General features: G+C 55.5%; 20 protein-coding genes and 1 tRNA gene. 14 read left to right on the top strand and 7 right to left on the bottom strand.

Annotated elements, in window-relative coordinates; translation table 11 throughout:
- Positions 1-3 precede the first annotated feature (3 nt).
- The 3 genes from PHACT_RS11005 to PHACT_RS10995 all read left to right on the top strand — a co-directional run bounded on the left by PHACT_RS11005 (position 4) and on the right by PHACT_RS10995 (position 3586).
- The gene (locus PHACT_RS11005; RefSeq protein ID WP_070117812.1) at positions 4-1287 is read left to right on the top strand and encodes a multifunctional CCA addition/repair protein; all 1284 of its coding nucleotides are present in this window, start codon (positions 4-6) and stop codon (positions 1285-1287) included.
- The gene (locus tag PHACT_RS11000) at positions 1284-2042 is read left to right on the top strand and encodes a pteridine reductase (RefSeq protein WP_070117811.1); all 759 of its coding nucleotides are present in this window, start codon (positions 1284-1286) and stop codon (positions 2040-2042) included. Before PHACT_RS11005 ends, PHACT_RS11000 begins: the two co-directional genes overlap by 4 nt.
- A gap of 125 nt (positions 2043-2167) precedes the next feature.
- Positions 2168-3586, top strand: coding sequence for a xanthine permease (locus PHACT_RS10995; RefSeq protein WP_139141512.1), 1419 nt, complete (start codon positions 2168-2170; stop codon positions 3584-3586).
- A 51-nt stretch (positions 3587-3637) separates the two neighbouring features.
- On the opposite strand, the gene folK is transcribed toward PHACT_RS10995, so the two are convergent.
- Genes folK through tsaD form a run of 3 tightly spaced genes read right to left on the bottom strand, consistent with a single transcriptional unit; the run spans position 3638 to position 5626 of the window.
- A complete protein-coding gene (folK, locus tag PHACT_RS10990) occupies positions 3638-4159 on the bottom strand; it encodes a 2-amino-4-hydroxy-6-hydroxymethyldihydropteridine diphosphokinase (protein ID WP_070117810.1) in 522 nt (173 codons plus the stop codon).
- A 40-nt stretch (positions 4160-4199) separates the two neighbouring features.
- Positions 4200-4574, bottom strand: coding sequence for a dihydroneopterin aldolase (gene folB / locus PHACT_RS10985; RefSeq protein ID WP_070117809.1), 375 nt, complete (start codon positions 4572-4574; stop codon positions 4200-4202).
- Between the two features lie 2 nt (positions 4575-4576).
- Positions 4577-5626: a tRNA (adenosine(37)-N6)-threonylcarbamoyltransferase complex transferase subunit TsaD gene (tsaD, locus tag PHACT_RS10980; protein WP_070117808.1), complete on the bottom strand. Its 1050-nt coding sequence runs from the start codon at positions 5624-5626 to the stop codon at positions 4577-4579.
- Between the two features lie 168 nt (positions 5627-5794).
- Here tsaD and rpsU point away from each other — a divergent pair, with 168 nt between their 5' ends.
- The 4 genes from rpsU to rpoD all read left to right on the top strand — a co-directional run bounded on the left by rpsU (position 5795) and on the right by rpoD (position 10482).
- Complete coding sequence (gene rpsU, locus PHACT_RS10975) at positions 5795-6010, top strand: 30S ribosomal protein S21 (RefSeq protein ID WP_070117807.1); 216 nt, start codon at positions 5795-5797, stop codon at positions 6008-6010.
- 67 nt (positions 6011-6077) lie between these two features.
- A complete protein-coding gene (locus PHACT_RS10970; RefSeq protein ID WP_070117806.1) occupies positions 6078-6536 on the top strand; it encodes a GatB/YqeY domain-containing protein in 459 nt (152 codons plus the stop codon).
- 116 nt (positions 6537-6652) lie between these two features.
- The gene (gene dnaG, locus PHACT_RS10965; protein ID WP_070117805.1) at positions 6653-8521 is read left to right on the top strand and encodes a DNA primase; all 1869 of its coding nucleotides are present in this window, start codon (positions 6653-6655) and stop codon (positions 8519-8521) included.
- An 89-nt stretch (positions 8522-8610) separates the two neighbouring features.
- Positions 8611-10482 carry an RNA polymerase sigma factor RpoD gene (gene rpoD / locus PHACT_RS10960; protein WP_070117804.1) on the top strand — a complete coding sequence of 624 codons (1872 nt, stop codon included), beginning with the start codon at positions 8611-8613 and terminating at the stop codon, positions 10480-10482.
- Positions 10483-10549: 67 nt separating this feature from the next.
- Here the strand turns inward: rpoD and PHACT_RS10955 are convergent, their stop codons facing one another.
- The gene (locus PHACT_RS10955; protein WP_070117803.1) at positions 10550-13510 is read right to left on the bottom strand and encodes a TonB-dependent receptor domain-containing protein; all 2961 of its coding nucleotides are present in this window, start codon (positions 13508-13510) and stop codon (positions 10550-10552) included.
- A gap of 380 nt (positions 13511-13890) precedes the next feature.
- Here PHACT_RS10955 and PHACT_RS10950 point away from each other — a divergent pair, with 380 nt between their 5' ends.
- Positions 13891-15441 carry an alanine/glycine:cation symporter family protein gene (locus tag PHACT_RS10950; protein WP_070117802.1) on the top strand — a complete coding sequence of 517 codons (1551 nt, stop codon included), beginning with the start codon at positions 13891-13893 and terminating at the stop codon, positions 15439-15441.
- Positions 15442-15520: 79 nt separating this feature from the next.
- The gene (locus PHACT_RS10945; RefSeq protein ID WP_070117801.1) at positions 15521-16969 is read left to right on the top strand and encodes a CehA/McbA family metallohydrolase domain-containing protein; all 1449 of its coding nucleotides are present in this window, start codon (positions 15521-15523) and stop codon (positions 16967-16969) included.
- Between the two features lie 16 nt (positions 16970-16985).
- Here PHACT_RS10945 and PHACT_RS10940 read toward each other — a convergent pair whose 3' ends face one another.
- Positions 16986-17420: a c-type cytochrome gene (locus PHACT_RS10940; protein ID WP_139141511.1), complete on the bottom strand. Its 435-nt coding sequence runs from the start codon at positions 17418-17420 to the stop codon at positions 16986-16988.
- Positions 17421-17579: 159 nt separating this feature from the next.
- Here PHACT_RS10940 and PHACT_RS10935 point away from each other — a divergent pair.
- Positions 17580-17656: transfer RNA gene (locus PHACT_RS10935), tRNA-Ile, on the top strand.
- A gap of 179 nt (positions 17657-17835) precedes the next feature.
- Here the strand turns inward: PHACT_RS10935 and PHACT_RS16075 are convergent.
- Positions 17836-18837 (bottom strand): helix-turn-helix domain-containing protein, encoded by a 1002-nt coding sequence (locus tag PHACT_RS16075; protein ID WP_169819446.1) that lies wholly within the window; start codon positions 18835-18837, stop codon positions 17836-17838.
- 201 nt (positions 18838-19038) lie between these two features.
- On the opposite strand from PHACT_RS16075, the gene PHACT_RS10925 reads away from it, so the two are divergent.
- The 4 genes from PHACT_RS10925 (at position 19039) to PHACT_RS10910 (ending at position 23807) form a co-directional block, all read left to right on the top strand.
- On the top strand, positions 19039-19872 hold the full coding sequence (locus tag PHACT_RS10925; protein WP_070117799.1) for a DUF2306 domain-containing protein: 834 nt from the start codon (positions 19039-19041) through the stop codon (positions 19870-19872).
- A gap of 262 nt (positions 19873-20134) precedes the next feature.
- Positions 20135-21826, top strand: coding sequence for a calcineurin-like phosphoesterase C-terminal domain-containing protein (locus tag PHACT_RS10920; RefSeq protein ID WP_070117798.1), 1692 nt, complete (start codon positions 20135-20137; stop codon positions 21824-21826).
- A complete protein-coding gene (locus PHACT_RS10915; protein WP_070117797.1) occupies positions 21823-22899 on the top strand; it encodes a glycerophosphodiester phosphodiesterase in 1077 nt (358 codons plus the stop codon). Before PHACT_RS10920 ends, PHACT_RS10915 begins: the two co-directional genes overlap by 4 nt.
- 230 nt (positions 22900-23129) lie before the next feature.
- On the top strand, positions 23130-23807 hold the full coding sequence (locus tag PHACT_RS10910) for a tetratricopeptide repeat protein (protein WP_070117796.1): 678 nt from the start codon (positions 23130-23132) through the stop codon (positions 23805-23807).
- A 34-nt stretch (positions 23808-23841) separates the two neighbouring features.
- Here the strand turns inward: PHACT_RS10910 and gabT are convergent, their stop codons facing one another.
- Positions 23842-25119, bottom strand: coding sequence for a 4-aminobutyrate--2-oxoglutarate transaminase (gabT, locus tag PHACT_RS10905; RefSeq protein WP_070117795.1), 1278 nt, complete (start codon positions 25117-25119; stop codon positions 23842-23844).
- Positions 25120-25317: the final 198 nt, after the last annotated feature.

Here is a 25317-nt window from a genome sequence, read left to right as displayed (position 1 = left end):
CGCATGACACAGCAACGCGCCAACATCAATTCCTTTGCAACCTATCTTGTCGGTGGCGCCGTGCGCGACGCCCTGCTTGGCATTGCCGACTCAGATCGCGACTGGGTCGTCGTTGGCGCCACCCCGGATGCCATGCTCCAGGCTGGCTTCACGCCTGTGGGCAAAGATTTCCCGGTATTCCTGCATCCGGACAGTAAAGAAGAATATGCGCTGGCGCGCACGGAACGCAAATCGGGCACGGGCTACAAAGGCTTTACCGTCTATGCCACGCCGGACGTAACGCTGGAGGAGGACCTTCAGCGCCGCGACCTGACCATCAATGCCATTGCCCGGGACACCGACGGCAATCTGATCGACCCCTGGGGCGGCGTCAGGGACCTGCGTGACCGGGTGTTGCGCCATGTATCGCCCGCCTTTGCCGAAGACCCCCTGCGGGTGCTGCGCGTAGCGCGGTTTGCCGCCCGCTTTGCTGATCACAATTTTAGTATCGCCGATGAAACCTGGGCGCTGATGCAAGCCATGAGCGCCAGCGGTGAACTTGAGGCGCTGGTGCCTGAACGGGTCTGGCGGGAATTTGAAAAAGCCCTGCAATCCGACCAGGCTCAGGTGTTCATCTCGGTATTGCATGACTGTGGCGCACTGGCCACATTGCTGCCGGAAATCGACCAGCTGTTTGGTGTGCCGCAGCCGGCAACGTGGCACCCGGAAGTCGACACGGGTCTGCATACATTGATGAGTCTGCAGCAGGCCTGTCGCCTGAGCGACAATCTGTCAGTGCGTTTTGCCGCACTGATGCACGATGCCGGCAAAGCATTGACGCCCAGTGAACACTGGCCACAACACATCGCTCACGAGCATAAGGGCCTGCCGCCGATTGCAGACGCCTGTCAACGCCTGAAGGTGCCCACCGAGTGCGCAGACCTCGCCCGCCTGAGCAGCCAGTACCACACTCATTGTCATCAAATGAAAGTGCTGAAACCCGCCACCGTACTCAAGACGCTGGAGGGTCTGGACGCATTTCGCCGCCCCCAGCGCCTGCAAAAATTTCTGCTGGTATGTGAAGCAGACGCTCGCGGTCGCACCGGACTTGAGGATCAGCCCTATCCACAAGCTGAGCTGCTTTGGCAATGTTTTGTTGCCGCCGATGAAGTTGATGTGCCCACTCTGCTTCAGCAAAAACCGGTGCCTCCCGGCCCCGACGCAGGGGAAAAGATTCGCAACATGTTGCATCAGGCCCGGCTGGGCCGGGTCAGGGAAACGCTGGCCAGACTCAGGGCGGAGCAATGACGCAGCCCTCAGGTCAAACGCCGGTGGTGCTTATCACCGGCGCCGCCAAACGCATCGGTGCCGAGATCGCTCGCTGCTTTCACCAGGCCGGCTATTGCGTGATTATTCACTGCCGCCGTTCCCAGCACGATGCCGAAGCACTGGCGGCGCAGCTAAACCGCCATCGCGCCGGCAGTGCCTCAGTGCTGGTGGCCGATCTCAATGACGAACACGCCTTGGCAGCGCTGGGCACCAGGGCTCTGTCCTGCTATCAGCGACTGGACACACTGGTCAACAATGCCAGCAGCTTCTACCCTACCCCCCTGGCGTCGCTGACCCAGACTCAATGGCTGGATCTGATGAACAGCAATGCCCGCGCTGCGCTTTTCCTCAGTCAGCAACTGGCGCCTGCCCTCATCAAGAGCGCTGGCAGCATCGTCAATCTCACCGATATCAATGTTAATCGCGGCATGGCCGACTTTTCCGCCTACACCATGGCCAAGGCGGCACTGGGCGCCATGACCCGGTCGCTGGCACGCGAACTGGCCCCCTCAGTCAGGGTCAACGCTGTGTCACCTGGCGCTATATTATGGCCCGAGCACACAGAAGAGGGCGCTACGCAAGACGCCGAACAAGCCAGCATTCTTGCCGGTATTCCCCTGAAACGTCTCGGCACACCCGCAGAGATTGCCCAGACTGTGCTGTTTCTGGCGCGTGATGCGGCTTATGTCACCGGCCAGACCATCCGCGTTGATGGTGGCCGCAGCCTGGCTTGAGCAGGTCATCGGGCAAAAATGATGAATGCATTCAAAACAACGACGAATAGCTTTGCCCTGTCGTGTCTTGTTGGTTAAGATTCGTGAGTCCGTCAATAACTTATAAAATAAAAGAGACTCAGACTATGCTGTCAAAACGCCGAGAGGGAGAGATCCAGCCAGGTATCAAATGGGGCCCGTTCGTCTTCCGTATTCCCTTTGTCCACATGCGCTTTGCATTGCCCGAGTTTCTGCAGGGTATCTGCGTTGCCGGTGCCACTGGCCTGGCCCTGGTACCGGTCATGACCGCCTCATTCGGCCTCAGCTTCGAAGAAGCTGTCACCATGGCCATGTTTCACACCATGTTGATTTCTGCCGGCTGGATGATCTTTGGCGATCCGCTGGCACCGGGCTGGCTGACACCGGCGTTGCCGTTCATCTTTGCGTTTGTGTTGGGCGGAGGCAATACGCCGGAAGAGCAATTTCAGTTGATGACTGCGCTATCGCTCAATTTCGCCGCCCTGCTGATCTTCCTCGGCATTACCGGATTGGGGGCGAAACTGGTGGCCTGGGTACCCAATGTGCTCAAGGGCGGGATTATCCTGGGGGCAGCGGTTGCTGCCTTCCTGCGTATTTTTGACCAGAATGATGCGGCCAGCGCTCTGAACTCAACGCCGATTGCCGCCATTTCTGCGCTGGCATTGTGCATGTTCCTGACTTTCTCCAAGCCGTTCCAGCGCCAGGCCGCAAAAATGCCGATTCTGGCCAAAATTGCCGGGCTGGGTCTGCTGCCGGCCTTTGTTGTCGCCGGCGTCGTCGGCCTGGTCACCGGTGAGATGCAGTTCAATATTCAATCAGGCCTGCTGGATGTGCCGACACATGCGACCAGCATGTGGGAGAAAGCCTCGCCTCTGAACATCGGTTGGCCCAGTGTCACCATGTTCCTGAACGCACTGCCACTGGCATTCATTACCTATATCCTGTTCTTTGGTGATGTGGTCACCGGCAATGAAATGATCAAGAATTCTCAGCCAATGCGGCCGGATGAGAAGCTCGACGTCAACGGCAACCGTACCCACATGGCCACCGGCATTCGCAACGCCGCCATGGCAGTGGTGGCACCGTTCTTTGGTACTCAGGGTGTGCTGTGGACGGGTATTCAGGTCATTGTACTCAAACGCTGGGTCACGGGTCGCGACAAGATGGATTCCATTTTTGATGGCATCTCGGCCTACTATGTTTACGGGTTCCCGGTCCTGTTCATTGTGCTGCCCATTGTCACCATGCTGCAGCCATTACTGCCCATCGCGCTGGCGGTAACATTGCTGTTGACGGGTTTTGCCTGCGCCACGCTTGCGCTGACCACGGTAACTGACAGCACCGAGCGCGGCGCCATGGTCCTGACAGCCATCGCCTTCTCGCTGTTTGATCCATGGACAGGTTTGCTCGCCGGCCTGGCGACCATCCTGGTTGTGGTGGGTCCGGGCGTATTTACCGCCAAGAAAGAAGCCGCAGACGCTGCCGACAAGGCGACTGCTGAAGCGGCTGTCGCCAAAGATCTGTAATCGACGTCAGTGCCGGGCAGCACTCGCTGCCCGGCACTGAAACAGCCTTTGTTAAGCGTCGACCGCGCTGGAAATCCGCCTGCCCTGCCAGTCAAAATCGATGGGCCATAACACCTGTCGGGATTTATCATACTGCTGCCACAGGGTCGCGTAGGACAGCCCGGTATGGGGATCAGTCAGATCGCCACAAAGCTGTGACATTGGCCACAACACAAACGCATTCTCAGTAATTTCCGGCCTCGGCAGGACAATGCCGTCATAGTCGCCGACACAATCTGCGTAGGTCAGGATATCAATGTCCAATGTTCGCGGACTGAAGCGTGGCCCGCCCCTGACCCTGCCATGCTCAGCTTCCAGCGCTTTGATACGGGCACTGACCGTGGCCAGCGCCATATCGGTGTCAACCGCCACCACCATGTTGAGAAAATTATTGCCGTCAAACCCCACCGCCCTGCTTTCAAACACGGACGATATCTGCAGCGTGCCATAATCTGCTTGCAGCGCATCCAGCGCCGCCCGGATATGATGATCCGCCTGCTGATTACTGCCCAGGCTCAGCGTAAGTAATGACATAACAAAGTCCAGATTTTATCGCGGGTGTCGCGAAAGAATGTCAGAGCCGCGGGAGACGCTCGGGTTGTTGACCGCGCTCGATAATCACACCAACGTCCCGGGCACCGGTGACCGCTCCCGGCTTGCCCAGCCTGAGGCGCAGCCAGCCAACCGGAAACTCGGAAAGAATGATCGCCGCCATCTGCTCTGCCATGGTTTCGATTAACAGAAATTCCGCCTCTTCGACAAACGCTATCAGGCGCTTGGAAACCGCCTTGTAGTCTAAAGTTTTGCTGATATCCTCGGTTGCCGCGGCCGGTCTGATGTCTGTCGCCATGTCCAGATCGATACTGACCGTCTGCTTTATTTCGCGCTCCCAGTCGTAGATCCCGATCACGGTCCTGATTTCCAGCTCTTTGATGTAAACAATATCCATAATCAGATTCCGGACAGGTTTTTGAGTGATGGCAGTGTGTCCATGGGCCAGCGAGGCCGGGCACTGATCTCCAGCCCCTCGCGCTGACCGGCCAGCAAACGCTGGCAGCCGGCATAGGCGATCATGGCACCATTGTCGGTACAAAAGCGCGGTTGCGCATAAAACAGCTGACTGTGCTGCGCCTGCACCATGGCTTCGAGGCCGGCGCGAAGATGGGTATTGGCGCTGACACCCCCGGCTATGATCAGGCGACGCATTCCGGTCTGCTGCAAAGCACGGCGACATTTGATGACCAGCGTCTGCACGACGGCTCCTTCAAAGGCCAGCGCAACATCGGCTTTATCCTGTTCACTGATATTCCCCGACCCGGCACCCTCGAGCTCGGCCACGGTGTTGCGCACAAACGTCTTTAAACCACTGAAGCTGAAATCCAGTCCGGGCCGGTTAGTCATGGGCCGGGGAAATACAAATCTTCCTGCGGTGCCCTGTGTCGCCAACGCGGCTACGCGAGGACCACCCGGGTACGACAGCCCAAGCATTTTGGCCACTTTATCAAAGGCTTCGCCGGCAGCATCATCCAGTGATTCGCCCAGCAAGGTGTACTCCCCGATACCCTGCACCGCAACCAGCTGCGTGTGCCCGCCGGACACCAGCAAGGCAACAAAAGGAAAAGCGGGCGGATTGGCTTCCAGCATCGGTGCCAGCAGGTGGCCTTCCATGTGGTGCACACCCACTGCCGGGACATCCCAGGCCATGGCCAGTGATCGGCCCAGCGCCGCGCCCACCAGCAAGGCGCCGATCAGCCCGGGGCCGGCGGTATAGGCTATCCCCTCAATGGAGGAAGCGGGCACGTTATTCTCTGCCAGCAACTGCCGGATCATGGGCAGTGTCTTGCGAATATGATCGCGTGACGCCAGCTCCGGGATCACGCCTCCGTAGACGGCGTGCATCTCTACCTGACTGTACAGCGCGTCCGCCAGCAAACCCTGTTCACTGTCGTATATTGCTACCCCAGTCTCATCACACGAGGTTTCAAGACCCAAAACACGCATAAAAGTTGTCTGACCTGTTCAAATGCTGCAAAAAGACGTGAATAATACGGCAGCCCCCTTGGATAAGCCAGTATTTGGCCGGATTGGGCAATTTAGGTTTTGCATTTTCCTGCGCGCCGCATTACCATATGCGCCCTTTTAAATTGAATGCAAAGGTGTCTCTGCACTATGCCAATGGTAAAACTGAAAGAAAACGAGCCGTTTGATGTGGCTCTGCGTCGCTTCAAGCGATCCTGCGAAAAAGCCGGCGTTCTTGCCGAAGTCCGTCGCAAGGAATTTTACGAAAAGCCGACTGCTGCCCGTAAGCGCAAAGCAGCTGCTGCTGTAAAGCGCCACCTGAAGAAGCTGTCACGCGACAACAAGAAGACCAAGCGCTTCTATTGATTGTTCACGATTGCCGATCTGATACTGGATTTCGCAGCACCTGTTTCTGCTGATCCTGGATACCCCTATGGCCGATAGCGCACTAAAGCTCCAGCTCACTGAAGCGATGAAAGATGCCATGCGAGCAAAAGATAAAGCTCGCCTGGGTACCGTGCGCCTGGCCCTGGCCGAGGTGAAGCGGATCGAAGTCGATGAACGGATTGAGCCTGATGACGCCCGTGTGCTGAGCATCCTGGAAAAGATGATCAAACAGCGCCGGGAATCCATTCGCCAGTACGAAAGTGCCGGGCGTCAGGATCTGGCCGACATCGAGCAATCTGAAATCGAAGTGCTGCAAACCTTCATGCCGCAACCGCTGTCAGACTCCGAGATTGACGCCATCGTCAATCAGGCACTGGCAGACACGGGTGCCAGCAGCGTCCAGGATATGGGCAAGGTCATGGCTGCGGTCAAGCCGCAGATGGCCGGCCGCGCCGACATGGGCGCCGTGGGCCAGCTGATCAAAAGCAAGCTCGGCCAGGCCTGATCAACATCGATCGTATTCGACCCGGGCCATCATCGGCTGTCGCGTTGCATTAATTTGCAACGCTAGTTTGTTACACTGAGCCAACACCCCACCGATCACTACCGGGTTTACCGTGCATGGCTGGCCTGATTCCGCAGAATTTTATTGATGACCTGCTCAGCCGGGTAGACATCGTTGATGTCATCGACAAACGCGTCAAACTGCGCAAGACCGGTAAAAATTATTCCGCCTGCTGCCCCTTCCACCAGGAAAAGACCCCCTCTTTCAGTGTAGAGCCGGAAAAGCAGTTCTATTACTGCTTCGGCTGCGGCGCAGCCGGCAACGCCCTGGGCTTTGTGATGAATTTTGATCACAAGGAATTCCCGGATGCCGTGGAAACCCTGGCGGCCGATTGCGGCCTGAGCGTGCCGCGCGAGGAACGGAGCGCCGCCGGCCAGCAACGCAGCAGCGAAAACAACGAATTGCTCAGCTCGCTGGAACAGGCCAACGTTTACTTTCAGCAACAGTTGCGCCAGCACCCGGCGCGCAACAAGGCCGTTGCCTACCTGAAGTCGCGCGGCCTGACCGGCGAAGTCGCCAAACGCTTTGCCATCGGCCTGGCGCCACCAGGCTGGGACAACCTGCTAAAACACCTGGACGAATACAAAATCAAGCGCCCGATCCAGGAAAAGGCGGGGCTGATCATTGCCCGTGACCCCGAGCGCCAACAGGAACGTCAGGACACACATTATGATCGCTTCCGCGATCGCATCATGTTTCCCATTCGTGACAGTCGCGGTCGCGTCATCGCCTTTGGCGGCCGCGTGCTCGGCGATGACAAACCCAAGTACCTGAACTCCCCGGAAACGCCCGTTTACCACAAAAGCCGGGAACTTTACGGTCTCTATGAAGCCCGCAAGGCCGCCCGCAAACCGGAACGTTTCGTCATTGTTGAAGGTTACATGGATGTTGTGGCGCTGGCTCAGCACGGCATCAACTTCGCCGTGGCAACACTGGGCACCGCTTCCAATACCAGCCACCTGGAAAAGCTCTTCCGCCTGGCCCCCGAAGTCATATTCTGTTTTGATGGCGACAACGCCGGCCGCACTGCCGCCTGGCGCGCCCTTCAGGCGTCACTTCCGGCAATGGAAGATGGTCGCCAGATTCGCTTCCTGTTTCTGCCCGAGGGCGAAGATCCGGACACCCTGGTGCGCAAAGAAGGTGCCGATGGTTTTCTTGCCCGCCTGAACCGATCGGGCTCGCTGTCCAACTACTTTTTTGAACACATGCAGCAGGACATTGATGCCACCACTATGGATGGCAAAGCCCGCCTGTTCAGCCAGTGCATCCCGCTGATCAAACTGTTGCCGCGCGGCCTGTTCCAGCAACTCATGCTGGATCAGTTGGCACAGATCACTGGCAGTCAGCGCGACACCATTGACCGCCTGCTGCAACAGACGCCGGCCGCTGCACCAGCACCGCAGGAGCAGGCTCCTGCCCGGGACGCCCCACCAGACTGGGACGAACCACCTCATGCCGTGCCGACAACAACAGCAGGCCCGGGCCAGCGACGACAGCCGCAAGCCCCCGCGGATCCGGCACCACGCGGCAAACGCGTCAACAAACCAGCCGGCCTGATAGCCATCGAATTACTACTGCAGCAGCCCACACTGGCCACCACGGTTGAAGGCGATCTCACGGCCTTGCGCCATCTACAGGACCCAGATGTGGATTTATTGCTGGAACTCCTTGAATTCTCGCAATCTGACCCCGATATAACTACCTACGCATTGCTGGGGCACTGTTATGGCACTCCTCCCGGCAAACGCCTGACTCAACTGCTAAAGAACGAGAGAATCACCCCGGCGGCAGGCCAGGCTGAAGAATTCAGCTTTGTGTTACGCCAGTTACGACAGGAAGCTGACAAGCAACATCAACGCCGCCAGTTGCTTGAACGACTCAAACCACGTTTGCGGTCAGTAAAAAACGAGGACCCTGGTGACTGACTGTCACTGGAAACCATCCAGCACAAGGGCTATAATGCCCGGCTGATTTTTATTTTCGAAGCGGTTACATCTAAACCGAATGGGAAGCTATGTCTGATTCGCGCCTGAGTTCACCTCAATCCGGCCTAAAAGCCCTTATTGCCAAAGGCAAAGAGCAAGGTTACCTGACCTACGCCGAAGTCAACGATCACCTGCCCGAATCCATATCGGACCCGGATCAGGTCGAAGACATCATTCAGATGATCAATGATATGGGCATCAAGGTGTTTGAAACCGCACCGGATGCCGATACCTTATTGCTGAACGATGGCGACGAAAGCGGCACTGACGAGTTGGCCGCGGCGGAAGCTGCTGCAGCGCTGGCCGCCGTGGAAAACGAGGCCGGTCGCACCACCGACCCGGTGCGTATGTACATGCGCGAAATGGGCACAGTGGAACTGCTGACCCGAGAAGGCGAAATTGTCATTGCCAAGCGCATTGAAGAAGGCCTGCGCGAGCTGATGAAGTCCATGTCCAGCTTCCCGGGCACGGTTGCCCATGTGCTGAAAGAATACGATCAGGTGACTGCCGAAGAGCGCCGCCTGACAGATGTCATTACCGGCTATCTGGAAGTTGATGATCCTGAGTTGCCGGCAGCGGCCGACAGTGACGACACCTCGGACAGCAGCACCGACAGTAGCAGCAGCAACAATAACGATGATGATGACGAATCGGCCATTGATGGCGATGACGACGAAGAAACCACGTCCGGCCCAGACCCGGAAGAAGCCCGACTGCGTTTCACTGACCTGCGCACCCAGTATGAACTGACTGAGAAGCTGATCAGCAAACACGGCCGCACGCACAAGAAGACGCTGGCCGAGTTGGATAAACTGGGCGAAATGTTCAAAACCTTCAAACTCACGCCCAAGTTGTTTGAAGCCCTGGTCAATCAGGCCCGCGCCTCCCTGTTCCGTGTCCGTCGCCACGAACGTGCCATTATGGCGCTGTGTGTGCGCACCGCAGGTATGCCGCGCAAGACGTTCGTGACCACGTTCCCGGGCAGCGAAATTGATGAGAAATGGATCAACCAGTTTGCCAAAGGCAAAGAGCCCTGGGTTGCCCGCCTGAAAGATATTGCAGATGATGTCCACCGCTCTCAGCGAAAGCTGCAGACCATGCAGGAAGAGTCAGGCCTGACGGTTGCCGAGATCAAGGAAATCAACCGTGGTATGTCCATCGGCGAAGCCAAGTCGCGTCGCGCCAAAAAAGAAATGGTGGAGGCCAACCTGCGTCTGGTAATTTCGATTGCCAAGAAGTACACCAACCGTGGTCTGCAGTTCCTCGACCTGATTCAGGAAGGCAACATTGGCCTGATGAAGGCCGTCGACAAATTTGAATACCGCCGTGGTTACAAATTCTCGACCTACGCCACCTGGTGGATTCGACAGGCCATTACCCGCTCGATCGCTGACCAGGCACGCACCATCCGTATTCCTGTGCACATGATTGAGACCATCAACAAGCTGAATCGCATCAGCCGTCAGATGGTGCACGAGAAAGGCAGAGAGCCGACTCCGGAAGAGCTGGGCGAGCGCATGGAGATGACTGAAGACAAGGTTCGCCGTGTCCTTAAGATCGCCAAAGAGCCCATCTCCATGGAGACACCGATCGGTGACGATGAAGACTCGCATCTGGGCGACTTTATCGAAGACTCAACCGTTGAGTCCCCGGTAGACTCATCCATTGAGGAAGGCCTGCGCGAAGCTACCCGCGAAGTGCTTAACAGCCTGACCGCACGCGAAGCAAAAGTGCTGCGCATGCGTTTTGGTATCGACATGAATACCGACCACACGCTGGAAGAGGTAGGCAAACAGTTTGACGTGACGCGCGAGCGCATCCGTCAGATAGAAGCCAAGGCACTGCGCAAGCTGCGCCACCCGACCCGCTCCGACCACCTGCGGAGTTTCCTGGACGAGTAAGTCTATAAAGAGACGTAAAAAAAGGGGACGGAGCCAAGGCTCCGTCCCCTTTTTTTAAGCAGAGAGCTTAGATCTCCTGGTTGATACGGATATACATCATACGACCACGGATATCGTGAACGAATGTCTCTATACCACCCAGGTTAAAAAACGGCTCCGGGTAACGATCACCCAGGTTACGTGCACCCACTTCAAAGCGTGTGGCGCGATCGCCAATCAGGCTGTCAAAGGTGTACGCGTAGTTGGCATCAATATAGGTCATGCTGGCAGCGGCGGAACGACCATTGAGTGCAATCTGACCCGCCAGCAATGCGCCCGAGTTGAATGAGTATTCAAACCCGTCGATCCAGCGAGCACGCAGCAGAGCGCTGTGATTGCCCAGGTTCCAGTTCATGGTGGCATTGACACGGAATTCAGGCATCGGCGGCACTTCCGCGATGGCTTCGTTCTGACTACCAACACCGTCACCGGCGGGGATACCCAGACCCAGGTCATAGGAGTATTCCAGTGCCTGCGTTCCATCCAGATTGAACACCATGTTGCCGAAGCTGCCCAGATCCAGATCGTAACGCGCGTACAGATCCAGCGCGCGGTGCTTCATGGTCTGTGCATTCAATCGCGATACAATCACCCGGCTCATGACACCATCAACATCGCGGTTGATATTTTTGTCAGAGTTCGGACCATTAAACCACGCCAGCTTGCTGGCCTGACTGGCAGGGTTGCCACCGGCGGCCAGGAAGGCTTGGTAGTCCAGGTTGACGACCTGGTTCAGCGTGGTACTGGAAATACGATCCTTGAAATCATATTCCGCGTAGTCAACACCGATAGACAGTGATCCTTCCAGCAGGCTCAGCGACGCACCCACGTTAAACACATCGGCCGTTTCCGGCGTCAGGTTCAGGTTGCCTTCGTTACAGGCCACACGGAAGGCGTTGGAGTTGTCAAATGGATCGCCGGCGTTCTGCAGGGCACAGGTCTGCGGTGAATAAAGATCTGCCAGACCCGGCGCAATAAACGCCGAACTCCAGGAGCCACGCAATGACAGAATGTCCATTGGCTGCCACAACAGCGCTACCTTGGGGTCAAACGAGTCACCGATGGAACCGCCGTAATCCGTGTAGCGACCGGCGATCTGGAACTCGGCCTCACCCAGACGGTTGGTCGTCAATGGTACTGCCAGCTCGAAGAATGCCGAGCTCACATCCTGTTCAGCCTGGTAGTCAACTGCACAGCCACCCTGGTGATAGTCACACTGATTGCGCGCTGCATCGAAGTCCACGTCAACTTCGTCCTGACGAAACTCGACACCAAAGGCACCCAGAATCATACCTGTAGGAATCTCAAACACCTCACCGGTGGCTGCCAGCTCCACTGACTTGAAGGTGCTCTCAGTTTGCGTCAGGCCAGCAATGGTGATGGCATCCACAACCGCTTGCGAGTTGGCGTACTGTGGCGTGCCGGTATTGGCGCACACCCGATTGGTACAGTTAAAAACCGAGCTGGCAAATGGGTTGTAGTACGCAGTTGTATCGGGCGACGAAGGGTCCGCCACCAGCGTACCATTGATACCCTGGATCAAAGCCAGTTGGCTTGAGTTCTTCTCCAGCGCATCATCCTGACCAAACTGATACACACCGGCCAGCGACACCGCCCAACTGGTGCCAGGCATTTCGTAAGTCAACGTATCTGCCAGGCGTATATCGAAACGGTCCGCGCCCTGCGGAAAGGCACCATCATCATTGACGGCAGTCGGCTGAGTCTGCAACTTGAATGCATTGATACGCAGTTCAGTAATACGGACGTCTTCATTAAAGGGAATACCCAGCGCCGGATTAAACGGATCGGACGCCAATTGCACAACGCCATTGGCATTTCGCAAGGGGTTACCATCCGGACCTGCCTGCGCGTACAAGGGTTCCATGCCATTGCCGCGGTTGGCCATGGCACGATACGGATTGCCTGGGTGCTCGCCCGCAACCACGGGCAATTCAGGAATCCGACCGCCCGGGTTCTGCGGCGATCCACGAGTAAACGTTTCCAGGCGCGACGCGTTGATATTAAAATCATTGGTCAGATTGTCGTTAAAACGGTGCTCATAATTGGTCCACAGGCTCATCTTGTCCTGAGCGCTCATGAAATCCCAGAACTCACCAAAATGGAAGTTACAAGTGGTACCCAGTAACTGACCGCTGGCATAACTTCCCTTGATTCCGACATCAGTGCCCGAGCCATTGTCGATACCGCAACCCGGGTCGGGGGTACGCGCGGAGGCACCGGTCAACTGACCCGTTGCATTACGGGTAGGCACCGCAAAGGTACCCGGGTTACCGGTACCGGAGCGCTGAAAACCACTGCGCAGGAACTCTGGCCGGTCGGTCTGTTCCAGGGTGCTGCGTGTTGAGTAGGACAGAGCCATGGCAAAATGCCCGTTGTCAGTCGCCGTACCGGTAATCAGTTCATACTGCTTCTCGACCAGATCACCACCGCGGTCTTCCTGGTGGAAGATGCTGACATCTGTTCCCTCATAACCTTTATTGGTGATGACGTTGACCACACCCGCCACCGCATCAGAACCGTACAGGGCCGACGCGCCGTCTTTCAGGATGTCGATACGCGCAATGGCGATCTGCGGGATTGTGGCGTTCAGGTTGGTATTATTGGTACGCTGACCGTCAACAAGGTTCAGCGTAGCACCAGCACCCAGACCACGAAGGTTGGCAGACGATGTGACACCGCCCTGACCACGGGCGGCATAGCCATTGGTCTGGACGTCGGTGCCATAGTTAAATGTCTGGTTCGCCAGCACTTCACCCAGGTTCGGTGTTGCATTGGCTTCGATTGCTGCGGAATCAACCACAGTAACCGGAGAGGATGAGTCGAAACTGTCTCGTCGGATTCGGGAGCCAGTTACAACAACTTCTTCGATGTCAGCCGCAGCGCCTTGCTGGGCAACAGCGACCATAGGTAGTGGCAGCAAAACGGACGCCGCCAAACCCATCTGAACGATGGATTTCTTCAGTTTCATGATTTCCCCTTAATTTTATTATTTTCATTATTATTGCCAATGAAAAAGTGGAACTATTGACTAATTATATTTTTATTCAAAAGCTTATTCATACAAACTAAAACCCAGCGGCAAGCCTGTTGATTCGAATAACCTGTTAGACAACACATAGTCAATTTCATGAAACGTCGCCAAAGTACCCAAGGTCAGATACCGGTCTCGCTAATGCTCAAAAAAATCGAGATATGACATACCTCAACATCGCTGTGGCGAGAGATTAAACCAGAACTTCTGAACTCGTCAATCAGATACTTAAACCATGAAATCCGGCGTCCTATCGTGATAGATTAGGACCCACGAGAGTAACCCGTGCCAATTACAACAATAAGGAGACGGACGCCGTGGACGAACTATTCAGGACGGTCAACAACCTTTTTGCATTTATTGCCCCTGTTTCCAATGCCGTGTGGGACTTCCCAACCCAGTTCGGCTGGTATCAGGCCGTACCGCTACTGGGTGAAATGTCCTTTGCCGTCATTCTGCTGCTGGGTATAGGTGTCTATTTCACGATTCGCACCCGCGGCGTGCAGTGGCTCAGCCTGACCCGCGCCATTCCCATTATGCGGCGCCGGCAGATCGACCAGACCGGCATTAGCGCAACCGCTTCCTTTATGCTGGGCCTGGCCATGCGAGCCGGGCCAGGCAACATTGTTGGCGTCACTGGTGCCATCACCGTTGGAGGCCCCGGCGCTCTGTTCTGGATGTGGATCGCGGCGCTGTTTGGCATGGCAACAGCCTTCATGGAGTCTGTACTGGCGCAATTGTTCAAGGAAAAGAAGAACAATGAGTATGTTGGCGGACTGCCTTTTTATGGCCGAAGAATCATCAACAACAAACGCTTTGTCGGGGTCTTTCTGAGTGTTGCGTTCATGACCTACGCTCTGTTTAACGTGCCAGTGCAGACTTTTAATGTTTTTACCGCCATTGGCATGATCGCAGACACAGCCACCGGAACCTCCTTCGAGCGCCAGTCACCCCTTTACTACGTGATTGCCATTATCATGGTGACCAGTTGTGCCTGGCTTATTCTGGGTGGCATACGCAGGGTCACGGCCTATACCAACTACCTGGTTCCGATCAAAGCTACTGTGTTCTGTGGCATCTCGCTGTTGATTGTATTGATAAATTTTCCTTTGCTGCCAAGCTTTTTCAGCGCCGTGGTCTACGGCGCGTTTGACCCGGATGCATTATTTGGCGGCGCCATGGGAGTAGCGCTCGCTGAAGGTGTGCGACGCGGCCTGATGTCGAACGAAGCTGGCCAGGGCACCATCACCATGGCCGCCGCCGCTGCGGACAACAATCACCCCTGCGAACAGGGCCTGGTGCAAAGCCTGGGTGTATTTTTTGACACCATCATCATCTGTACACTGACCGGTTTTATTGTTGTGTTGGCGCACCTTTGGACCGATTCAGCCAGCAGTGCTCAGTGGGCAGCTGACAGCGCCTCCCGCATCGGCACATACCTGGCGTCCGTTGAGGCACTGGTGCCGGCCGTCGTTGCTAACACCGTGATTATTATTCTGGCTGCCTGCTACTGCCTGTTCGCCTTCACCACATTGCTGGGCATGATTTCATTTGCAGAGATCTCGGCCAACTTTATTTCCCGGTCAAACGCGTTCATTCTCGGCGTCCGGATTGCCGGATCCCTGGTCTTTGTTCCTTTCGGTGCGTTGACAGTGCTGGCCGGTCTGGAGCTGGGCAACCTGTGGACCATTACCGACCTGACCAACATCATCATGGTCTATCTCAACATTCCCATTCTGCTGCTTGGCGCCCCTCTGGTATACAAGGCACTGGCGCACTACCGGGCAACCAACGGCGGCAAATTCATTTCCGCCGACATTGGGCTGGAGACGGAGCACTGGACACACGACAACCAGAAGCACCTGTAAGTGCAGACATGCCGTCAAGTCATGGAAATTTCACAATAAGTCGGCAGAATGGAGAATTGCCAACCCGGAGGTTATTGCCATGCACACACCACGCCGTCCACTGTCTGTAGTGTTAAGCCTGTCAGTCATCATCAGCATGACTGCCTACCTGGTTAACGCTCAGGGCCAATCAGACCGCGGACGCCAATGGATCGCTGGCGATCATCATATTCACAGCCGCTTCAGCACGGGCTGGGACCGGGAGCAGAACCCGCCAGCCCCGATATTGGGTGGCGATGCCATTTATCCCACGCCAATGAATGCGCTGATGGCGCGGCATTATGGCCTGGGCTGGATGGTCACCACCGACCACGGCGGCCCCAATCACAGCCAGGTCAACCTCAATCAGGCGTACCCCGAGCTGCAGCAATCCCGCGTGGTGGTGCCGGATGTCATCCAGTTTTATGGCATGGAATTCGACACTCCCGGCGCCGACCACTCCAGCCTGATCATGCCCCATACTGATGATGAAGCTGAGCGGCTGCACAGCATCGAATCTGCCTACAACAAGCGTGAGCCCTGGCCAGCGAATCCGGACTGGGACACCGAGCCCAGGATGCTGGAAGCACTCCGGTTCATGACGACTTTAGCTGAAACGCCGATAGTCATCGCCCATCACCCGTCCCGCTCCGCGTCTGCTCAGGGTCAGTATGGATTAACTGCACCCACAGAGTTGCGAGCCTGGAATGATCTGGCACCGAACATCGCTGTCGGCATGGAAGGCGCCCCTGGCCATCAGGCGGCCACCCTGAACCCGGACGGTTCATTAAAGAGTGTTGGCGCACGTGGCGCCTATGGCAACCACCCAACCATGGGTGGTTTTGACCAGATGACGGCCGTTGTTGGTGGTTTCTGGGATGCGATGCTCAGTGAGGGTCGCGACTGGTGGATAACCGCCAATTCGGACTCCCACGTGCATTACACAGAAGGTGGCGTGGATTTCTGGCCCGGCGAGTATTCAAAGACCTATGTGTGGGCTGAAAAAAATCACAATGACATTCTTGATGGCATCCGGCATGGGCGGGTGTTTGTAACGACGGGCGATCTGATCAGCGAATTGCACGTTACCGCAGAAGCCGCTGGTGCTCAGGCCCATATCGGCGGCATGCTGCAGGTACCGGCGAATGAGGCGGTTGTCGTCACCATCCGCTTCCGTGATCCCAACGGCAACAATCACCACGGCGACAACCCTACTGTGGCACGCGTCGACCTGATTGCCGGTGGCATAAACGGCCCTGCCAGCGACCCGGCGACCGACACCCATGCCGACACGAACGTAATAGCACGTTTCACAGAAGCAGACTGGACCGTCGATGGCGAGTTTCGCGAAGTGAGCTACCGCTTCGATGCACTGCCCAATGATCACTACATTCGTGTGCGTGGTACCAACACCACGCAGCTCGAGCCCGAACTCGACCCGCGCGGTGAAGATCCCTGGTCAGACCTGTGGTTTTACGCCAACCCCATTCGGTTGCATGTGGAAGATTAGCAGTCTGGTAGTCAGGTTAGAGGGACTCGACAAAAGCGGCCAGGTGCTCAATGTCGCGCGCCGACAACGCCTCGGCTGACGGCCACATGAGATTGCTGCGATCACCGCGAGTCTCGCGGCTCTTGTAGGCTGTCAGCGCCATCTCAACAAAACCGGCATCTCGCCCCTGCAACTGCGGGCCGATACCGCCCTCACCGCCAGCGCCATGACAGGCCTGGCAGCTGCCATAGGCCTGGCGACCAAGCTCTACCGGGCTGGCCAGCGCTGCCGCCTCAGCCGCGGCTCGTTGCTGTTCGACAATGGTGCCGTTCTCCGCCACATAGGCTGTATAACAGTCACCGGAACAGGTATGTACGCCGGGCCTGGATTTAACTTCCAGGTTGGAATAGGCGATATCAAAGATGACAAAAGCAAACACCAGCGATATAACGGGCAGGACAAGATTTTTCATGACAACTCCTGAGTAGATAGGCGCGTTAGATACGCAATTCAGGCGCTATCGGATTCAGGGGAAAAGCCAAAACGCTGCAACAATCTTGTGCTGGATATACGGATGGGGCTGGCAACTCGCGTCACAGAACCTTATAATCCGCCTTCCGCTGTCCTGCGCGGGCCTATAACTCAGTTGGTTAGAGTAGCGGACTCATAATCCGTTTGTCCCTGGTTCGAGTCCAGGTGGGCCCACCACTATTTTCGGCTACCCCCCGTAGTGAATCCTTCATTTTTCATTGATTTAGCATCCGAGTAGAGGAAATTTGGCCGGTGTGCGTGACGGACTAATGATCCCCTAATCGCCTCTCTGACGAGGGCTGGCGCATACCTTACTATACCTATGCACGCTACCTGGAAGGCTATCGGGGATTCAATTAATCGGAGTTCCGGCGGTATTCCCGAGGCGTTATGCCGGTGTGCTGCCGGAACGCACGATTAAATGGGCCCAGCGAGTTAAATCCACAATCGTAGGCGATACTGGCGATGTTCAAATGCTGACAGTCAGCATCGTCGAACAGGCGTTTTGCCCGCTCAACACGGTAGCTGTTGAGTAGGTGATTAAAGTTCCGATATCGTAATCGGTTGGTGATACAGCGAGTAACCTTGTATTCCAGCTCTCCAACGCGCGCAGCGAATTCAGCCACCTTGAGATTGGACGTCGTCAACAGGTTTTCATCCTCAATGGCGCGGAGTATACGCTGGGCAAGAACGTCTGATTGCTCGTCATCTGATGGTACCGCTCGGCTGCGCTCAAGCCCGCCACTGACTGAAAGCGGGTGACGAAGCCGGTATTGAACGGCTACGAGGCCACCTGCAAGGGTAAGGACTGCACTGCTGGTCAGCAGCATGGCTTGCCAGTCGGCTGCCAATGAGCCCGGACGCGCACCTGAAACCCAGAGCAACGTGATGGCTACCAACAAACTGAAACTACCGACATAAATTTGTCTGAAGCGACGCTCAGCGGGAGAACTCAGGACCAGATAATCGTGCAGTGCTTCGCGCCAGACAAAGGCGATAGCGGCGATACAGACCAGAGAGGCTGCGTTGTTGATCATGCGCCCCACTTCTGTCGCCATACCTGGCGTACCTGCTGCTGGCATCAATGTCGCTGCTGCTTCCACGGTCACTATCACGGGCACCAGAGCAAATACCGCGGGGCCTAAATGTCGTTTATCGCGAAACAACGCTCGACTCAGGAACCAGAACCAGCCGCAGGCACCAGAGCCGACAATAACCAGAGCAGAATATGTGAAGCCAGAGTCTGATTCTGAATGACGGACAACTGACGAACACAACGTCGCCAGAGCAAAGCACCACCATATTAGCAGCAGGGGCCCAACCCCCTTGATTCGACGCAGTACCCGGGAAGCCGTCAAGTCTGTTCCAGTCGATTGTGCTGCCGTCAGTTCGTCAGTTACGGAGCTGATTTTCCACATAACGCTGATATCAATACTGGCCAATACTGGCCGATTTCGAAAACGGCAAGAAACGCATCTGAAAATCCCGATACTTAGCGCATCTGCCCTGTATTTGCTAATGATCCAGGACAGATGTTAACACAGCATTGAGGAGCAGGTATGTCATTACAATCGTTTAACACAGCTGATTGGCGATCCCCTTCTTTTGCCAACAAGGGAATTAACCTGGCGGCAAAGTGCTGGTTTTTCATGGTGCTGCTAGGGCAGGCGGCTTTCTCAATGTACATCGTTGCGTTTTATTACCGAGCCGCGTTTGGCGCCGACTTTTTGAGTTTTAATCAGGTAATGCCAGCAGGCTATATTGAGGGCGATACATGGGGAAATTTCGCTGTGATCGGGCATGTGGTGTTTGCGGCGCTGATTACGGTGGGCGGCCTGATGCAGCTCGTGCCGGCTATTCGTAACCATTTCCCGGCACTGCATCGCTGGAATGGCAGATTGTATATCGTGATTGCCGGTGTCATGAGTCTGAGCGGCGGCTTCATGATCTTGACGCGGAGCGAGCTGGTGGCGGGCGATAGCTTTGGGCACACGGCGCTGATGATCAATGGGTTAATAATTCTGGTATGTGCAACGATGGCGTTCAAGTTTGCGCGGGAGCGCAAGTTTGTGCAGCACCGCATCTGGGCTTTGCGTCTCTTCATTGCGGTCAGTGGTGTGTGGATGTTTCGGGTGGGCATGATGGCCTGGCTGAGCTTCCATGGCCAGCCGGTAGGTTTTGATCCGGTGAGCTTTTCGGGACCTTTTCTAACGGTACTCAATATCACAACGTATATCATTCCGCTGCTCTTGCTTGAGGTGTATCTGCAGGCCCACGCCAGAGGATCGGCGACTCAAAAGCTGATCACGGCAGGAGGCTTATTCTTGCTGACGCTGGTGATGTTGGGAGGGGTAATTGCGGCGATTTTTGGGATGTGGCTGCCTCGAATTTAAGAGAGTCATGAGCCAGCCAGACGCACGCCATCAGCAACCGAACGCCAACCGAAAATTGCAGGGCTCGGAAAAGTTCGGGGTTCGGCCGCCCAGAAATCCCGCCAAATCTTCGATTTAGCAGGGTCGGTGGGAGCAGGGTTCGGAGGAAGCGTTTGGCATTCGATGGTGCGAAGCCTTGATATTCGGGCGACAGACTGCAAACCTGTCACGGTTCTGTCACTGATCCTGTCTAGCATCAAGCGCTCAACGGGAGACACCGGTTATGAAAAGCAGGACAATACTTTCGTGGTCACTGGGCATCAGCGCGCTTGTGCTAAACCTGACTGCCGCCGCCCAATGCGCAAGCCCGACACCGGACAGTGAAATCACACGCGGCACTGTTTTTATCGATGCCAACTCCGATGGCCTGATGAACCCCGACGAGACCGGGCTGGCCGGTGTCAGTGTCAGCAACGGATGCGAGGTTGTCGTGACCGGGCCCGACGGACGTTATGACATCGCGTTGGCGCCGTTGCAGATCCTGTTTGTATCGCAACCGTCCGGGTACAGCGTGGCGGTGGATGCCAACAACGTGCCGGCCTTCTACTACCGCCATTACCCGGAAGGAACCCCCGTGAACATCGACAACGCCGACGTCGAATGGAGATTTCCAGTGGTCGACGCCACCGGCCCGATGCCTGACGCCATAGATTTCCCGCTGACCATCATTGAGAACGCAAGCCATCAGTTTGATGCACATGCCTTTGCCGATCCGCAGGCCCGCACGGAACTCGATCAGGACAAGCTTCGCGAAGACCTGGTGACCACGTTGATCGGCAATCCGTTCTCCGCTGAGTTTGGCATTACTGTCGGTGATGTGGTGTATGACAATCTTGACCTGTACGACCGCCACAAGGAAATGATGGCGCTGATGGACATGCCGCAGTGGTACCTGCCGGGCAATCATGACTTGAACTTTGAGTCACCCGATGCACGTTTTGCCAACGAAACCTACAAATTGCACTTCGGCCCCACGTATTATTCCTTTAACTACGGCAATGTGCATTTTGTCGCACTCAACAATGTCGAATACGCGGGTGACGATCAACGCCTGGACGATGGCGGACGTTATCGGGGTTACATTCATGACGATCAGCTCTACTGGCTGGCACGCGATCTCGCCAACGTCCCCCGCGACCAACTGATCGTCATTGCGTCACACATTCCCCTGGTATCGGAAGCAATTGATGACAGCGGCACCGAGCCGGCAACGGGCCCCCATACGGAAAACTTTGCTGCGTTGCTCGATATCCTGGCACCGTTTGAGCATATTTATGGCATGGCCGGTCACGATACCAGCAACAATTGGAAAGTCGAGGTGGGACACAGCCACGGCTGGCATGGCCAACCGTGGATCGCCCATACCCTGGCGCAGGTTCGCGGCAATGGCTGGCACACTGGCCCGGAAGATCTGCGCGGCGTCAACGATGCCATGATGCAGGACGGTACGCCCAACGGTTTTTACCTGCTGCGCTTTGACGACGTTGATGTCACGCCGGAATTCATGCCCTTCCCCTACGGTGCCGATGCCGGTGAGCATATGCGCATTACCCTGGATCCCTTGCTGGTGGAGCCCGACGGGGGCAGCGTTAACCGCGGCCACCTGATCGATGGCGCCAAGGTCGTGGTTAATCTATTTGATGGCGGCGCCAGAGACCGGGTCTGGATGTCGTTGAACCGGGGAGAAAGACAAGCCATGACCTATACTGTGCGCACCGACCCGTTTGCCGAAAGGCTTCATGAGCAGTTGCAAGTCTCTGATCATCCGACAGGCAGCCCCACCCGTTCCGCACATATCTGGGAATTACCTCTGCCAGACAATCTTGCGCCGGGCGTTCACCGGGTCGACATTTTCAGCGCAGATGAATTCGACCAGCAGCGACATGGCGCGCTGAGTTTCGAGGTTCGGCCATGACTCGATATTTACTGATCTTTGTAACATTGCTTGGTTTTTACCAGCAGCCTGTGGCTGCCTCGGAGGTCACGCTATTGCAGGCATTTCATGTTGCCGAGATCTATACCGCGAACTCACCCTCTGGGCATGACACGGACACCTATAACGGAGACCCTCACTACGTTATCGAGGTTCCGGTTGACAATGAAATGAAGCGCGTGTGGATTCACAGGACGCATGGTCGGGTATCAAAGATAGAGTCTGGTCCCGTAGAGGCAACGAACCTGGAATATCAGTGGCCAGGCATCAGGGTCGTCGCTCACCGCGGGGGAGTGGGACTGGATGTTCCTGAAAATACCCTGCCAGCTATCCAGAGGGCGATCGATATCGGCGCGCAGCTGGTAGAAATCGACATACGTGAAACCCGCGATGGTCACCTGATTCTGATGCACGATACCACTGTGGATAGAACAACTGATGGATCCGGAAGAGTGGAAGAGTTGACTCTAGAAGAGATCAAGGCGCTGGACGCTGGGGGTTGGCACAGCGGTCGATATAGAGGGACCGAGGTGCCGACTCTTCAGGAGGCATTAGCCCTGATGAAAGGAAAAATAAGCCCTGATCTGGATTTTAAAGACGGCGATGTGGAGAAGCTTGTGGCAGTCGTCAATAGCGTCGGCGTTGCGGGGGAGTCTTACTATCACGGCTCAATCGAAAACAGCAGAAAACTGAATGATCTGCAGCCAGACATTTTTTTGCGACCTTCGGTAAGCCATAGTGTTGATATTCATCAGACAGTTCGGTCATTGTGGCCACCCCTGATAAATCTGAACTGGCATGCGGTCACGGACGAGAACATCCGACTGATTCACCTGCTGGGAGCACAGGCATTTGTAAACACGCTCAGTACAGCCGATACCTTGTTGAATGTGGAACTGGCCGCTGAAGCCGGAGCTGATTATATACAGACGGATTATCCGGACAAGGTGATAGCTCTGCTGCGCGAGAAAGGATTGATGTACGACGAAAGCAAAGATGTTAGCGGTCGGATTCATCCATTGGGCAATGAGAGGCTCAGTTACCCTTTACGGTGATATATTCTACGTTTGTTCCTGGTTCGGGTCCACGTGGGCCCATCACAATTTCCAGCAACCTCTGCAGTAAACCCCTTATTTTTCATTGTAATAGCTTGCCAGCAACGGACTTTGGGCCGGTATAAGTGACGGACTATGCATCCATTACTCCCGGAAATAGTCCTTACCAGTAGCAAGCAATCGGGATATATTGTGGTCACGTTAATGACACATCACCGACAGGGGGCATCATGACAACAATGTTTTCGATACGCGTATTGACCCTTTGCAGCGCCATGGCTGCCGTGTTGGCCAGTGCCATGATTCATGCGCAGCCTGCCTCTCCGCTTACTATCATTGATGGTGGTTATGCTGAGCAATGTTCCACGGCGGCGCGCAATCCGCAAGCAGCGTCCAGGATTACAATCACCGGATCGCGCGTCATCATTTCGCCCATACGGCTCTGTACGCTGGCAATACAGGAGGGTGACGAAGCAGGGAATCGGGCGGCGAGCTATAACAATCGTGGTGTACTCCACTTTGAGGCGGCGAACTACGATGATGCACTGGCCGATTTCACTGAAGCTGTGCATCTGGACGACACGCTGACGTTCGCTCACATCAATCGGGGTAATATCTTTAACCTGCGTGAACAGTGGGCGCAGGCCATCAGCGCCTTCGATCGCGCCATTGAACTGGGTATACAGCCCAGGCCCGGGCGCGCAGGGGAAACGATCGAGTCGCCTCAGGCAAATGAGGCCAGGGCGGTACGTGAGCTGGCGAGAGCCCATTTCAACAGGGGTATCGCCCACGAAAACCTGGAACAGCTCCGCGAAGCCTATCGCGACTACCGCAGGGCATCGGAACTGGCACCCGAATGGGAGGAGCCGCGCCGGGAGTTGGAGCGCTTCGAAGTTGTCGGGCGATGAGTAGTGATTTAGCCCATTCCCAGTGACAACGGCATCATGCCCCCACTTCTTTTAAGCATTCTTCAACAATATTTAAGCCTTCTTCAAGCACATCGTCTTCAATCGTGATTGGCATGAGAAAACGAATGGAGTTAGCAAATAGACCGCAAGCCAGCAGAATCAGTCCTTTTTCCTGAGCTTTTTTTGTAATACCAGCAGCCAATTCAGCTTTGGGTTGATGGGACTCTTTACTTTCCACCAGTTCAAAGGCTGCCATAGCACCCAAATGCCGGGGGTTAGCAACGTGTCGAAATTGTTTTTCCCATCGGGCGAAACGGTCATACAGTTTTTGCCCTAAGCGCTGACTTTTACCAAGAATATCTTCTTCCGCGAAGACATCAAAAACCGCCAATGCAGCGGCACAGGCAGTTGGGCTACCCGTATACGTTCCACCTAAGGAATTAGGGCCTGACGCATCCATCACGTTAGCGGTACCCACCACTGCAGAGATAGGCATGCCAGCAGCCATTGACTTGGCCATGGTCATCATGTCCGGCTGAACGCCACTGTGTTCAATAGCAAACATTTTCCCGGTTCGGCCAAAGCCACTTTGCACTTCGTCAACAATCATCAGAATATCGTTTTCATCACAAATCTTGCGAATTTCCTGAAGGAACTGGGGGGATGCCGAATAGAACCCACCTTCACCCAGCAAAGGTTCAATAACGATAGCAGCCGTGTCTCCTGCAGGAGAATCTGACTTCATTGTCATTCTCAATCCACGCAGAGCTTCTTCTTCGCTGACACCATGGTAAGGAACCGGATATGGCGCGCGATAGACCAATCCAGGCATTGGGCCGAACTCATTTTGGTAAGGCGCGGCCTTGCCGTTCATGGCCATGGTCATGAACGTACGGCCATGATACCCCCCATCAAAGCAGATCACATTGTTCTTTTTGGTAGCAGCACGCGCGATCTTTACCGCATTTTCCAACGCTTCTGCACCCGAATTAGCGAGCATGACTTTTGCATCACCCTTTACAGGAGCGACTTCAGCCAGCTTCTGGGCGAGCTTCACATAACCCTCATACGGCATAACGGTTTGGCACGTGTGCATAACCTTATCTAGCTGGGCTTTTACGGCAGAAACGACTTTTGGATGGCAATGACCGATGTTAAGAACACCAATACCACCAGCAAAGTCGATCATACGCTTGCCATCAGCGTCCCAAATTTCTGCATTTAGTGCATAGTCCGCAAATTGTTTATTCGGACTTGCCGCGCCAGCTGCAACATAACGCTCTTTCAGCGCCTGTAATTCTTGATTGGTCATTTTTTACTCCATTAGATGAATTAAGAGATTCATCGCAGGTTCTATTCACCACGACATTTTTAAGAAATTCAGTCCGGGTGCCTGGCAAGTACTGCCAGCCAGAGTGGGCCTGAATCCGACAAATTGTGAAAGGATAAAGACAGGTATAACAAGATTGCCCTTTCTTTCGACCTCAAGGAAATGACCACCCAGTCTTGT

The sequence above is a fragment of the Pseudohongiella acticola genome (assembly GCF_001758195.1).
GTDB lineage: Bacteria > Pseudomonadota > Gammaproteobacteria > Pseudomonadales > Pseudohongiellaceae > Pseudohongiella > Pseudohongiella acticola.
The sequence above is the reverse complement of the archived record's forward strand: the minus strand, read 5'-3'. Positions and strand labels throughout refer to the sequence as shown.

Coding starts and splice junctions, on each gene's coding strand:
- PHACT_RS11005 (WP_070117812.1), top strand. CDS start 4: ATGACACAGCAACGCGCCAACATCAATTCCTTTGCAACCTATCTTGTC.
- rpoD (WP_070117804.1), top strand. CDS start 8,611: ATGTCTGATTCGCGCCTGAGTTCACCTCAATCCGGCCTAAAAGCCCTT.
- PHACT_RS10970 (WP_070117806.1), top strand. CDS start 6,078: ATGGCCGATAGCGCACTAAAGCTCCAGCTCACTGAAGCGATGAAAGAT.
- PHACT_RS10940 (WP_139141511.1), bottom strand. CDS start 17,420: ATGAAAAATCTTGTCCTGCCCGTTATATCGCTGGTGTTTGCTTTTGTC.
- PHACT_RS10955 (WP_070117803.1), bottom strand. CDS start 13,510: ATGAAACTGAAGAAATCCATCGTTCAGATGGGTTTGGCGGCGTCCGTT.
- gabT (WP_070117795.1), bottom strand. CDS start 25,119: ATGACCAATCAAGAATTACAGGCGCTGAAAGAGCGTTATGTTGCAGCT.
- PHACT_RS11000 (WP_070117811.1), top strand. CDS start 1,284: ATGACGCAGCCCTCAGGTCAAACGCCGGTGGTGCTTATCACCGGCGCC.
- folK (WP_070117810.1), bottom strand. CDS start 4,159: ATGTCATTACTTACGCTGAGCCTGGGCAGTAATCAGCAGGCGGATCAT.
- PHACT_RS10910 (WP_070117796.1), top strand. CDS start 23,130: ATGACAACAATGTTTTCGATACGCGTATTGACCCTTTGCAGCGCCATG.
- rpsU (WP_070117807.1), top strand. CDS start 5,795: ATGCCAATGGTAAAACTGAAAGAAAACGAGCCGTTTGATGTGGCTCTG.
- PHACT_RS10920 (WP_070117798.1), top strand. CDS start 20,135: ATGAAAAGCAGGACAATACTTTCGTGGTCACTGGGCATCAGCGCGCTT.
- PHACT_RS10945 (WP_070117801.1), top strand. CDS start 15,521: ATGCACACACCACGCCGTCCACTGTCTGTAGTGTTAAGCCTGTCAGTC.
- PHACT_RS10995 (WP_139141512.1), top strand. CDS start 2,168: ATGCTGTCAAAACGCCGAGAGGGAGAGATCCAGCCAGGTATCAAATGG.
- PHACT_RS10925 (WP_070117799.1), top strand. CDS start 19,039: ATGTCATTACAATCGTTTAACACAGCTGATTGGCGATCCCCTTCTTTT.
- dnaG (WP_070117805.1), top strand. CDS start 6,653: ATGGCTGGCCTGATTCCGCAGAATTTTATTGATGACCTGCTCAGCCGG.
- tsaD (WP_070117808.1), bottom strand. CDS start 5,626: ATGCGTGTTTTGGGTCTTGAAACCTCGTGTGATGAGACTGGGGTAGCA.
- folB (WP_070117809.1), bottom strand. CDS start 4,574: ATGGATATTGTTTACATCAAAGAGCTGGAAATCAGGACCGTGATCGGG.
- PHACT_RS10915 (WP_070117797.1), top strand. CDS start 21,823: ATGACTCGATATTTACTGATCTTTGTAACATTGCTTGGTTTTTACCAG.